This window comes from Balneatrix alpica DSM 16621 (assembly GCF_000619885.1).
In the GTDB taxonomy this organism is placed as follows: Bacteria; Pseudomonadota; Gammaproteobacteria; order Pseudomonadales; family Balneatricaceae; genus Balneatrix; species Balneatrix alpica.
The window spans coordinates 131,842-143,000 of record NZ_KK211041.1; the positions used below are offsets into that span (position 1 = coordinate 131,842).

An 11,159-nucleotide genomic window follows, 5' to 3' on the forward strand; every position below is an offset into this window, starting at 1 on the left:
TGACCTTTAGGCTATAGCGGCGTACAACTTAAGGCGGAGCCGCCGGAGCGGGAAGGGTATTTAGAGGTTGATGCGGTGGCGCCGGGTTTGCCGATACTGGCGCCAGGCCTTTAGCAAGGCCGGGAGTAACACTAGCGGAATCCAGGCCAGTAATACGCCGGCCAGGTTAGCCAGTGCATCCCACTCGCTGAATTTGCGCCGGGGCTGGATGATATGTTGCAGATACTCCAGCCCAGGTGCGAGCAGCAAGAGCCCCCCCCAAAACAACCAGCCCGGTAGGCGTGGCATGGCGAGGCGACCACTGATAGCGAGGCCAGCCAGGGCAAGCAGGTGGAATAGCTTATCGGAATGGCGGAACAGCCAGGGGGGCGCCTCAGGACGAAACAAACCATAGGCCAACAGGGCGCAACAACCGATAAATAGCAGCCAGCGTAGCGGGGATAGCACCTTGAACTCTCAATCTGGCCCAAGCGAACCAGGGGCAGCGGAGACCCAGGCCGGGGCGGCTAAACAGGGCGTCAGTCTAGCAGGCTAGTCGCGGCCAGAGCCAGTACTGCTAGTCGCTTGAGCGGCAAATCAGGCGCGAGTTGGCCAGGTTGCGGTAGGTGAAAGTGGGGGAGTCATCCTGACAACTGGCGGCTTGGGCGATGGCCTCCTTGATCAGATGATGCTGGGGGGATTTGCTGCAGACCGGATCGGCCTGACGGGCATCACCGGTCAGCATAAAAGCCTGGCAGCGGCAGCCGCCAAAATCCTGCTCCTTCTCACTGCAGCTGCGGCAGGGTTCCTGCATCCAGTCATAACCGCGAAAGGCGTTAAAGCCGCTGGAGTGCTGCCAGATCTGTTCCAGGCTGTGTTCCTGCACATTAGGAAACTCCAGGGGCAGCATGCGCGCGCTATGGCAGGGCAGGGCAGTGCCATCGGGGGCGATGGTGAGGAAAATCTGCCCCCAGCCATTCATGCAGGCTTTGGGGCGTTGTTCGTAATAGTCGGGAGTAACAAAAATCAGCTTCAGCGGATGACCCGCCGCCGCCAGCTTGGCGCGGTAGTCATTGGTGATGCGCTCGGCCCGCTCAAGCTGGGCCCGACTCGGCAGCAGTTGATCGCGGTTGCTCAGGCCCCAGCCATAGTACTGGCAGGTGGCCAGCTCCACGTAGTCCGCCTGCAGTTCAATACAAAGCTCAATAATGCGTTCGATCTGGTCAATGTTATGGCGATGGGTGACAAAGTTGAGCACCATCGGGTAGCCGTTGGCTTTGACCTCGCGGGCCATCGCCAGCTTATGGGCAAAGGCTTTGCTGGAGCCGGCCAGCATGGCGTTGACCTCGGCATCAGCAGCCTGGAAGCTGACCTGAATATGATCCAGCCCAGCCTGACGAAAGGCGGCGACCTTGCCCTCGGTCAGCCCCACCCCGGAGGTGATCAGATTGCTGTAATAGCCCAGTTGGCGGGCACCGCTGATCAGTTCGAGCAAATCCTGGCGCACCAGTGGCTCACCGCCGGAAAAGCCCAGTTGCACCGCCCCCAGGGCCCGACCCTGCGCAAACACATCCAGCCATTGTGCAGTGCTGAGCTCTTCCTGATAGCGGGCAAAGTCCACCGGGTTGGAACAGTACGGGCACTGTAACGGGCAGCGATAGGTGAGCTCCGCCAGTAGCCAGAACGGCTGACCGTGGCTGGCAGGGGGCGAGGCGGGCAGGTTGCAGGCTCCACTCATGCTTGGCTCCGGGCTTAACTGGGGGCTTGCAGACGCAGCCAGTTTTGCTGCTGGGCGATCTGGATAAAATGCAGCACGTCCTCACTCAGGCCATTCGCCTCGGGGAACTGGTGCTGCAACAGGGCGATAATCTCCGCCAGGCAGGCTTGGCCATCCACCAGGGCCAGGATGGCACCGGCGGAGGCGTTGAGCTTGACCATGCCCTCGGGATAGAGCAGCACGTGGGCCTGCTGAGCGGGCTCCCATTGCAGGCGGAACAGGCTATTCAGCTGGGGCACCTGATAGAGTTCGGCATTCATCGGAATAACCCCTTGTGGTAGACCTGCTCGCGGGTCAGGTTGTGATAGGGCGGGCGCTCCAGCTCATAGGCCAGGGTCATGGCATCGAGCATGCTCCACAACACATCCAGCTTGAACTGCAGGATTTCCAGCATGCGCTCCTGCTGCTCGCGGGTGACATAGTGATCCAGGGTGATCTGCAGGCCATGCTGCACATCCCGGCGGGCTTCGGTCAGGCGATTACGGAAATACTGGTAGCCTTCCGCCTTGATCCAGGGGTAATGACTAGGCCAGCTATCCAGGCGTGACTGGTGAATGTGGGGGGCAAACAGCTCGGTCAGAGAGGAGCTGGCCGCCTCCTGCCAGTTGGCGCGGCGGGCAAAGTTGACGTAAGCATCCACGGCAAAACGCACTCCCGGCAACACATGCTGCTGGGAGAGAATCTCCTCCCGCGAGAGTCCCACCGCCTCCCCCAGGCGTAGCCAGGCCTCAATGCCGCCTTCTGCGTCGGCATAACCATCGTGATCGAGAATGCGCTGCACCCAGTGGCGGCGGGTATCCCGATCCGGGCAATTGGCGAGGATGGCGGCATCCTTCACCGGAATCATAATCTGGTAATAAAAGCGGTTGGCCACCCAGCCACGCAGCTGCTCAGGGGTGGCGCGACCCTCATACATGGCCACATGGAAGGGGTGGTGAATATGGTAGAACGCCCCCTTGGCTTGCAGGGCGGCGGCAAAATCATCACGGCTCAGGGGCTGGTGGGCGGCGGAACAGCTCATGGGCAACTCCTACAACAGAATCTGCATGCCGTCATAGGCGACCTCCACCTGGTGTTCAGCCAGGATGGCGCGCTCGGGCGACTGCTCGTTCAAAATGGGATTGGTGTTGTTGATATGAATCAGCACCTTGCGCGGCTTCTCCAGGGTATCGAGAAAGGCCAGCATGCCGTTGGGGCCAGACTGGGGCAGGTGGCCCATGGCGGTGCCCAGCTTGTCGCCCACACCGCTGACAATCAGCTCATCTTCCTGCCAGAGGGTGCCATCCACCAGGACACAGTCCGCCTGCCCGAACCAGGGCCGTAACTCCGCACTGATCTCCCCCAGGCCTGGCGCATACAGCAGGCTGCCACCGCTGGCGATGTCCTCAATAAAGAGACCAATATTGTCGCCCCGATGGGGATCGTGGCGGTGGGGTGAATAGGGTGGTGCGCTGGAGCGCAACGGAATGGCGGTGAGGCGCAGTAGCGGGAACTCGGGGATATGAAAAGGCTGTAATTCGCTGCCAATGGTAATCGGATGCCAGCTCAGGCCACCGTTCCAGGCTTCCAGAATGGGGAAGACCGGAAAACCACTGCTGAGATCCTGCTTGACCATTTCGGTACACCAGACTGGCAGCGGACAACCCTCACGTAAAAACAGCAGGCCGGTGCTGTGATCCAGCTGGGAGTCCATTAGCACCACGGCCTTGATGCCGCTGCCGCGCAGGCCCTTGCTGGGTTGCAACGGGGGAAAGGCTTCAATCTGGCTGCGAATATCCGGGGAGGCGTTAAAGAGTAACCAGTCTTCGCCATTGGTACTGATCGCGATGGAGGACTGGCTGCGGGGGCGAGCTTGGATACTGCCCTGGCGCACTCCGGCACAGTTATGGCAGTTACAGTTCCACTGTGGGAAACCACCACCGGCGGCGGAACCTAAAACCTGAATATGCATACTCGACTCCCGGTAGGGGGAGAGGAATCCAAGGCGGCGCTAGTTGTGATGGGCCAGCACCGCCAAGGCGCGATTAGCGGTTAGAGAAGTACATGGTGACTTCGAAACCGATGCGCAGGTCAGTGTAAGCAGGAGTGATCCACATTTGGCTATCCTCATTTTGTTGTTGTGGTGCCGGATTGCACCTTGAGGATGATAGGCAGGGGAGGGAGCCGGCATGAATGGTACTTTGGAACGAAAAAGGCGCTGATTTGGTAGGGGGGTGGAGGTTTTGGGTGGGTTGTTGGTTGTCGGTTGGAAAAGCCGCAGGCGCCTTGCAACAAGGTGCGGGATGTTGGATGGCGCCACGTTGTGGCTTATCCGACCTACGTAATGGCGGTGTGGGTCTGGTGTAGGTTGGAAAGCCGTAGGCGCCTTCCAACAAGGTGCGGGCAACAAGGTGCGGGATGTCGGATGGCGCCACGCTGTGGCTTATCCGACCTATGTAATGGCTGCACATATGGCTGGGGTCGGAAATGGGATGTTGCTCTGGTCATAACGGTTTATATTAGGACGCATCAGTGTTAGATGCTCCTGGGGTAATGTGTATTACAGATATATCAAATAATTATCTTATGCGTTATTAAAGGATTTGCTCTTTTTTGATGTTATTAATACGGTTTTAGTTAGCGCTAGAACTGTTTGTCTAAAGTAAAAGCAAGGGAGTGTCATGAGTAATGTACTAATCACAGGGGCTAATCGTGGACTAGGTTTGGCTTTGGCTCATGCTTTTCATAAGGAAGGTTATGGCTTGTACTTGGTGGTTCGCTCTGAGGCTGCCCAATTAGAACTATCACATGCTTTTCCTGGTGCTAATGTTTTACAGTGTGATCTGAGGGATGACTTTTATGAGTCAAAGCTAAAGGAATGGTTAACGTCAGTTACGCTGGATGTAGTAATTAATAATGCAGGTTCTGGCAGTAAAGCCCCAACCTTGGCAGAAACCACAGCAGAGCATTTACATAAAGAATTCGAGACCAATTGCGTTGCTGTATTGTCTACAGTTAAGGGGTGTTTATCAGCCCTGCAGTGTTCCAGGGCGGGGGTGGTGATTAATATTAGCTCTCGTCGTGGCTCACTAAAACTGCAGTCGGAAATGGCCGCAAAGGGTTCTGGCTGTTCCTACTCATATCGTATTAGTAAAGCAGCGCAGAATATGCTAACGCTATGTTTGGCAGATGATTTGGATGAATGGGGGATAAAGGTAATCGCAGTTCATCCAGGGCGATTATTAACCAAGATGGCATCCCATGATGCCTGTATGTCAGCTGATGAATCAGCAGCAAGAATTGTAGAGCTGCTGAGAAAGCAACAATTTAATAGCCGTGACTATATTTGTGTAGAAAATGGGATATTGCCTTGGTAATAGCGATTTATATTAGATGGCTCAGAGTTAGATAACCGAAGGATACGAGCCTCATTCTGTTTGGCTTCAAGGATGCTGTGATATGTCGATTCATTTGCCTGAATTACTGGCCCGCCACCAACGCCTGCTTGTCGATGGTGCCCTGGCCACCGAGTTGGAGGCGCGTGGTTGCCACCTCAACGACCCCCTGTGGTCGGCCAAGGTGTTATTGGAGCAGCCGGAGCTGATTGAGGCCGTTCACTACGACTATTTTGCCGCGGGTGCCGATATTGGCATTAGCGCTAGTTATCAGGCTAGCATTGCCGGCTTTGTAACTCGTGGTTATAGCGCCGAGCAGGCGTTGGAGCTGATTAAGCTCTCGGTGAAGTTGCTTGATCAGGCCCGCCAGCGTTATTGGCAAAGCCTCAATGCCAGCGAACAGGCGCAGCGCCCCCGGCCCTTGGTGGCGGGCTCAGTTGGCCCCTATGGTGCCATGCTGGCGGACGGCTCTGAGTATCGGGGGCAATATGGGGTGGATGAGGCCACCCTGATGGACTTTCATCGTCCGCGTATTCAGGCACTGTTGGCCGCAGGGGCGGATCTACTGGCCTGTGAAACTCTACCCAGCCTCAGCGAGGCGCTGGCGTTGGCCAAATTACTGGCCCGAGAATTTGCCACCGCAGAGGCCTGGATCAGCTTTAGCTGCCGCGATGGTCTGCATACCTGTGAAGGGCAGTTATTGCGCGATGCTGTACAAACGCTGGAGCCTTATCCGCAAATTATTGCGGTAGGGATTAACTGCAGCGCACCGGAGTTTATCCCCTCTTTGCTGCAAAGCGTGGCAGGGCACACCAGTAAAGCCCTGTTGGTGTACCCCAACTCCGGTGAGCACTATGACCCTCAGCAAAAATGCTGGCATGGTCAGGGGGACACACTCAGCTTCGCTCAGCAGGCCGAGCAATGGCAGCAGCTAGGAGCGCAGTTGATTGGTGGCTGTTGTCGCACTGGCCCGGCGGATATTGCAGCGTTGGCAAAAATGAGCCCAGGCTAGCGGGGCGGCTGTGTGGTAATGGCTTCCACTTTCTTAAACACTGCGCCCCAAAGTTAAAGCGGCGCTACTCTGCCACTGCTGGTGTAGCACGTACCTGAAAATAGGTTAAGGGGCGGCCGGAAGCATCGCTTGCGGACGTCCCAGTGAGGGAAACGAACGCCTTGTTAGCTGATGGGTAACAGTGGTTTATTTTTCTGAAAACTCATCGATTAAATTCGTCAGCCTATCATCTAAATGATCCTCGAATTCATCGAGGCTTTTACCAAAAATGCTCAAGTATTGATCGGCTTGCTCATGGCTTATCCTCTTGCCGAGCAGGTTGTATTGAATTTCTGGTAGCGTTTTATCGTTTCTCGGAATAATGCTCCAGATGATGTAATCAGCATCGAGTGATTCGACATTGTTTTGGGCAAACGCACAAAACTCATCGATCAAGTTCTTACCCAGTGGGCCGAGGCTTCCTGGCTCTACACGATAAGTGACGGTTAGCTTTTTGCTTTCTGGTAAAGGCAGTGAATCTTTCATTTTTTTATTCTCGATAGGGTGTGTGTGCTTTTACTCTAAATTTTTGTCCAATGGTTTCCTGAACTCAAATAATAAATGCGAAACATAGACGGCCGAGGCAACGATAGCAGATATCAGCCCTGCTTGCGCAGTAGGGCGTTAAGCAAATTTCTTTCAGTGCATAACTCCCTGCTAAGAGACAAAACACAGGTGGTAAGAAGGAGCCTATGCGATGGTGTTTGTGGTTTTTCCCCACGAACGTAGTAAACAATATAAGCAACTTATACGCACAAGTTACGTATAGCAAAAGTATCACGCTTAAATGCTTCGTTATGTACGTGCTAAACGGTAGCGTTTTACTGTGCTCTCACTTTCATCGGTGTAGTTACCAAGATAAACACCACCGCAATTTTCAATATCCTTCTGTGAGGCTGGATTATTAGTCGAACAAGTAACAATAACTGGTCGATTACAATATGGTCACGAACCCAAGCTAACAGAAATGACGCAACACCTTTACCACGCGCAGAGGGTCTGGTTTCATACCCGATATGCCCAATGACATTTTCTACATTAGTATTAGTGCCTTTTCGAATTCGAATAGCACCTAAGATTTCAGAGTTAGATGCACAGTAATAAGTTGTGCTTGGTAAGAGTCCATTTGGTAATTCTGTTACAGCCTTAGAGCGTTTAACCAGCCCAGATAAATAAGCTTTTGGATCTTCTGCAACACCAGAATATTTAGGGATGCCTGACTCAAAACACTCCTTCGCATAACTAGCTAATATTGGAGCTAAGCTTGGGCTTGCTTCTACCACTTCCATGTGAATTTCCTTCTATAGCACATAACGCCGCGGTTAAAGGGCCGAAAAAGCGTAGCTTTTGAGGTCCCAGTGAGCAAAGCGAATGATTTTCAACGCTTTGTTAGATTTTCTTACTGTAATACATTTTGCCGTCTTTTTTCAAAATCTCTACCCAGCTATAATCACCAACTAGTTTATCAATAGACTCCATTGTTTTTGTTAAGACTTTTATTAGGTGATCTTTATTGCCTTCGTGCACGATAAATCTTTTGCTTCGACCTTTTTTATCAACATTGTCACCAATGAAATTGCTTCTATCTTCATGAAATATTGAATGCCCTTCAATTCCAGCAATCCCTTCTAGTGCAGATCGATAGGCAAATGCTGGTAATTTAATGTCATACTTGGAATTTTCACGTTCAATCAAAAGCATTGAGTCTCTATATTTTGAAAACTCATTCAAACCATTAATATCTGACATTGATACAGGGATTGTGCGCTCTGGATGCTTTGATGTGTCACATATTGCAGTTATTTTTTTTATATTTTCGCCCTCAGAAATAATCTGAAAGATGTTCAACTGCGTTCGAGCCACACGAATATCAGAAATCTCGTCAATATCAATAACATTTAAGCTTTTATATAAACTGTATTCAACGGGATGTGACTTGACCCTGTGATGGTTTTCAAATGAAACCCCATTAGACTTGAGAAGCGATATAACTTCATCATCACTTTCAAATTGAGAGGGCCAAGAATGCAACCTTTTAGGTTTATATTCAGGTGAGAGTGAGTAGCTCTTAACGCACCGAACTTTGCTGAGTAAAGTTAGCGTTTGAGAGGCGCTTTTAATAGTTTTTTTAACTTTACCTTCCATGAGTATCCCTAAAATCTAACGTTAAGTTCAGCGGCAGTTTGTAAGTTGTACGTTGTGAAATACTTTTGCGAAGCAAAGCCACAAAAGCGCAACTTACAAACTGTCCAGTGAAGGCGAAGCCGTAACGATGCTGGAACGCCTTGTTAGCCATTTCATAATTCACCGATCATGCTTTTGAATTTTGCTCTATTTTCTTTTCTTGACGAAAGCTCACTAACTAGATACTTAAGGCACTCTTTCACAATGTTTGCTCTACGCAAACACTCCTCATCAGACAAGTTATGTACTCCTTCACTTAAAACTTGGTACAACCTTCCCAAAGGATTAAGGCCGTCAGGTTTTAAATATGAAGGTAAAGCATTATTCGCAACCTTGATTTTTTCACTCATAGGCGATTCGGTTCGAAGGTCTGATAATGAAGCAATTATTGCTTCATTTGGCTCTGAACTAGTTGCATCCTCCAAAACCAAGTCTAATAGTTTGTATATATTATTTTCTATAATTCTTCGTAGATATACAAAAGCTCCAATGCCGTACCCATGAGATAGGCAAACAACGGCTTTTTCATAGTTTTCAGAATCTTCCGAGAAGAATTTTTGTAAAACCTTGTCACGCTCTAAATGCTTTCTTGGTAATTGCCCATATTTTTGAAACTTAATAGTCTCTTCATTTGCCACCTGCTCAACCAAATATTCATGGTGTTGTTTTTGGCATGATACACAGGTAAATTTAAAATAAGACTCGCCTGTAGAAAGCGCCTTAGCTACCATGCCAGCACCACCACCTCTACTTCGCATGTTATGGAATGGTCTAATTGTTTTACATATTTCGCAAAAGGAATCTATTGCATTGATCCACAAACTAGACCTGGTTGAAACTGGAGCCTTGAACTCATACCAAACATATAGCGGCGCTTCTTCGAGAAATGCCTTTATGTTTTTATCAGTCAATACTTTCATAATATTTCATTTCATCTTATCTTTGGCTAACATTTTAATACTGCGCATGCGCGTTTTTCTGCACGATATAAGTCGTACGAATTTTTATTAAGTGCTTGATAAATAAAGAATAATCTTTGAATTGTAACTGGTTTTCTTGCTTGAAAATGCGCATGCATACATATCTGCTTCTCCTTGCTCAGTATCTTCCTGATTAAATGGCATAACAATCTGATTTTTAATCAAATTCAGTCTGTTCGCCAGTAAAAATAATCAGACTTATGTATGAGGGGCAGCCAATATATAAGCAGCCCTACACCGCATTTTCATGGCGTTGCCGCACCCCTAATACCAGCAGCAGGCCCAGCAATCCGCCCAGCATATAACTGAGGGGGATATGGTATGCGCTGGCTTGGTACAGGCGGCCAAAGGGAATGCTGTAGGCCACCGCTACTAGGCTGGAAAGGGATGACATGATGGAGGAGCCAATCCCCGCGACTCGTCCCAGGTATTGCATACCCAACGCATTGATATTGCCAAACACCATGCCGTGGCAGAAGAACAGCACAAAGCTGCACAGCATAAAGAACAGCAGGGGCGGGCGGCCTTGATACAGCCAGCAGATCAGCAGGTAGAGGCTGCCCATCAGCAGCATGCCGCCCAGCGCGCAGAGGGTGAGGCGTTGCATGCCCAGGCGCATCACCAGGCGGCCATTGGTTAGGGCAGCCAGGCCTGCACCAAAGGCAAGCAGGGCAAAGTAGAGGGGGAATTCCGCCTCTATCTGATAAAGGTCAGCAAACATGGCCTGACTGGTGGCAATAAAGGTGAGCAGGGTGCCAAACACCACCCCGGCGGTCAGGGTGTAGGCCATGACTCGGGCATGGCAGAGGATCAGTTTGCTGGATTCCAGCAGTTTGGCTGGGGAGAGCGGTATCCGGCGTTCTTTGGCCAGGGTTTCGGGCTGGCGTATGCCCATCCACAGGCAGGCGACGAGAGCCATCAATAAAAATGCCAGGAAGATGCTGCGCCAGCTGCCGATCCAGAGGATAGCCTGACCGATGGCGGGGGCCAGCATCGGCGTCAGAATAAATACCACCATGATAAAGGAGGTGATGCGGGCCATGGCATTGCCGCTGAATTGATCCCGAATCAGTGCCCGGGAAGCGATTTTGGGGCCAGAGACTCCTAACCCCTGCACCACTCGGCCAAGCAAAAGCATCTCCAATGAGTGGGCAAAGATGGCCAGTAAGGAGCCCAAACAGTAGATGGCGATACCCAGGTAAATCGCTTTCTTGCGGCCAATGGCATCGGACAGGGGGCCAAACAGGATTTCGCCAAAGGCCATGCCGAAAATCAGCATGGAGATGGTTAGCTGTACGGAGTTGGCATCACGGATGGCCAGGTCGGTGGCAATGGCAGGCAGCGCCGGCAGGATGGCGTCGATACTCATGGCGGTGAGTGACATCATCAGGGCAAAGAGGGCAATAAACTCCCGTGTGCTCAGTGCCGGACGGGGGGAGGGGCTGGTCATCTGTGCTAATCCTTCAGGTTACTGATCCAGGCGAAACTCAATACGAATCGGCAGGTGTTGGCGTGCCAGGCCACTGGGTTTGAATTGCCAGCGCTTCAGGGTAGAGAGGGCACTGCGATCAAGCAAGGCGTAGCCGCTACTTTGTTGCACGGCAATATCCACTACCTCGCCGTTGCTATTGACCCATACCTCCAACACCACTTGCCCTTGCCAGCCCTGGCGACGGGCGCGCTCTGGATAGGGGGGATGCGGATTAGCGGCTGAGCCCAATACATAACGTGGTGCCTGCAGGATAGACGAGGCACGACGGTTGGCGGAGGCTGACTGTTGAGCCTGAGCCTGAGCCTGAGCCTGAGCCTGAGCC

At 51.7% G+C, this 11,159-nt stretch carries 14 protein-coding genes; 2 read left to right on the top strand and 12 right to left on the bottom strand.

What is annotated here, in order from left to right; translation table 11 throughout:
* Positions 1 to 60: 60 nt before the first annotated feature.
* From Q334_RS19545 to pqqA, 6 genes are all read right to left on the bottom strand, one after another.
* Positions 61 to 447 carry a VanZ family protein gene (locus Q334_RS19545; RefSeq protein ID WP_051527885.1) on the bottom strand — a complete coding sequence of 129 codons (387 nt, stop codon included), beginning with the start codon at positions 445 to 447 and terminating at the stop codon, positions 61 to 63.
* Positions 448 to 556: 109 nt separating this feature from the next.
* The gene (gene pqqE, locus Q334_RS0116120; protein WP_027314110.1) at positions 557 to 1,717 is read right to left on the bottom strand and encodes a pyrroloquinoline quinone biosynthesis protein PqqE; all 1,161 of its coding nucleotides are present in this window, start codon (positions 1,715 to 1,717) and stop codon (positions 557 to 559) included.
* Positions 1,718 to 1,731: 14 nt separating this feature from the next.
* Positions 1,732 to 2,016 (bottom strand): pyrroloquinoline quinone biosynthesis peptide chaperone PqqD, encoded by a 285-nt coding sequence (gene pqqD / locus Q334_RS0116125; RefSeq protein ID WP_027314111.1) that lies wholly within the window; start codon positions 2,014 to 2,016, stop codon positions 1,732 to 1,734.
* The gene (gene pqqC, locus Q334_RS0116130; protein ID WP_027314112.1) at positions 2,013 to 2,777 is read right to left on the bottom strand and encodes a pyrroloquinoline-quinone synthase PqqC; all 765 of its coding nucleotides are present in this window, start codon (positions 2,775 to 2,777) and stop codon (positions 2,013 to 2,015) included. The genes pqqD and pqqC overlap by 4 nt, the downstream gene beginning before the upstream one ends.
* 9 nt (positions 2,778 to 2,786) lie before the next feature.
* Positions 2,787 to 3,707: a pyrroloquinoline quinone biosynthesis protein PqqB gene (gene pqqB / locus Q334_RS0116135; protein ID WP_027314113.1), complete on the bottom strand. Its 921-nt coding sequence runs from the start codon at positions 3,705 to 3,707 to the stop codon at positions 2,787 to 2,789.
* Between the two features lie 73 nt (positions 3,708 to 3,780).
* On the bottom strand, positions 3,781 to 3,852 hold the full coding sequence (gene pqqA, locus Q334_RS20365) for a pyrroloquinoline quinone precursor peptide PqqA (protein WP_081414514.1): 72 nt from the start codon (positions 3,850 to 3,852) through the stop codon (positions 3,781 to 3,783).
* 564 nt (positions 3,853 to 4,416) lie between these two features.
* Here pqqA and Q334_RS19550 point away from each other — a divergent pair.
* Both Q334_RS19550 and mmuM read left to right on the top strand, forming a co-directional pair.
* Complete coding sequence (locus Q334_RS19550) at positions 4,417 to 5,112, top strand: SDR family NAD(P)-dependent oxidoreductase (RefSeq protein WP_051527886.1); 696 nt, start codon at positions 4,417 to 4,419, stop codon at positions 5,110 to 5,112.
* An 82-nt stretch (positions 5,113 to 5,194) separates the two neighbouring features.
* Positions 5,195 to 6,142 (top strand): homocysteine S-methyltransferase, encoded by a 948-nt coding sequence (gene mmuM / locus Q334_RS0116145; RefSeq protein WP_035461856.1) that lies wholly within the window; start codon positions 5,195 to 5,197, stop codon positions 6,140 to 6,142.
* A gap of 186 nt (positions 6,143 to 6,328) precedes the next feature.
* Here mmuM and Q334_RS0116150 read toward each other — a convergent pair whose 3' ends face one another.
* From Q334_RS0116150 to Q334_RS19555, 6 genes are all read right to left on the bottom strand, one after another.
* Positions 6,329 to 6,667 carry a hypothetical protein gene (locus Q334_RS0116150; protein WP_027314115.1) on the bottom strand — a complete coding sequence of 113 codons (339 nt, stop codon included), beginning with the start codon at positions 6,665 to 6,667 and terminating at the stop codon, positions 6,329 to 6,331.
* A gap of 335 nt (positions 6,668 to 7,002) precedes the next feature.
* Entirely contained in the window at positions 7,003 to 7,470 is a 468-nt protein-coding gene (locus tag Q334_RS20370; protein ID WP_211249567.1) for a GNAT family N-acetyltransferase, read from the bottom strand.
* A gap of 100 nt (positions 7,471 to 7,570) precedes the next feature.
* Positions 7,571 to 8,326: a hypothetical protein gene (locus Q334_RS0116155; protein WP_027314116.1), complete on the bottom strand. Its 756-nt coding sequence runs from the start codon at positions 8,324 to 8,326 to the stop codon at positions 7,571 to 7,573.
* Positions 8,327 to 8,478: 152 nt separating this feature from the next.
* Complete coding sequence (locus Q334_RS0116160) at positions 8,479 to 9,285, bottom strand: hypothetical protein (protein ID WP_027314117.1); 807 nt, start codon at positions 9,283 to 9,285, stop codon at positions 8,479 to 8,481.
* Between the two features lie 292 nt (positions 9,286 to 9,577).
* Complete coding sequence (locus tag Q334_RS0116170; RefSeq protein ID WP_035461857.1) at positions 9,578 to 10,795, bottom strand: multidrug effflux MFS transporter; 1,218 nt, start codon at positions 10,793 to 10,795, stop codon at positions 9,578 to 9,580.
* 18 nt (positions 10,796 to 10,813) lie between these two features.
* The coding region (locus Q334_RS19555) for an energy transducer TonB (RefSeq protein ID WP_162157441.1) at positions 10,814 to 11,159 on the bottom strand (346 nt) is incomplete at its 5' end.

Coding starts and splice junctions, on each gene's coding strand:
- pqqE (WP_027314110.1), bottom strand. CDS start 1,717: ATGAGTGGAGCCTGCAACCTGCCCGCCTCGCCCCCTGCCAGCCACGGT.
- pqqD (WP_027314111.1), bottom strand. CDS start 2,016: ATGAATGCCGAACTCTATCAGGTGCCCCAGCTGAATAGCCTGTTCCGC.
- pqqC (WP_027314112.1), bottom strand. CDS start 2,777: ATGAGCTGTTCCGCCGCCCACCAGCCCCTGAGCCGTGATGATTTTGCC.
- pqqB (WP_027314113.1), bottom strand. CDS start 3,707: ATGCATATTCAGGTTTTAGGTTCCGCCGCCGGTGGTGGTTTCCCACAG.
- Q334_RS19550 (WP_051527886.1), top strand. CDS start 4,417: ATGAGTAATGTACTAATCACAGGGGCTAATCGTGGACTAGGTTTGGCT.
- mmuM (WP_035461856.1), top strand. CDS start 5,195: ATGTCGATTCATTTGCCTGAATTACTGGCCCGCCACCAACGCCTGCTT.
- Q334_RS0116150 (WP_027314115.1), bottom strand. CDS start 6,667: ATGAAAGATTCACTGCCTTTACCAGAAAGCAAAAAGCTAACCGTCACT.
- Q334_RS20370 (WP_211249567.1), bottom strand. CDS start 7,470: ATGGAAGTGGTAGAAGCAAGCCCAAGCTTAGCTCCAATATTAGCTAGT.
- Q334_RS0116155 (WP_027314116.1), bottom strand. CDS start 8,326: ATGGAAGGTAAAGTTAAAAAAACTATTAAAAGCGCCTCTCAAACGCTA.
- Q334_RS0116160 (WP_027314117.1), bottom strand. CDS start 9,285: ATGAAAGTATTGACTGATAAAAACATAAAGGCATTTCTCGAAGAAGCG.
- Q334_RS0116170 (WP_035461857.1), bottom strand. CDS start 10,795: ATGACCAGCCCCTCCCCCCGTCCGGCACTGAGCACACGGGAGTTTATT.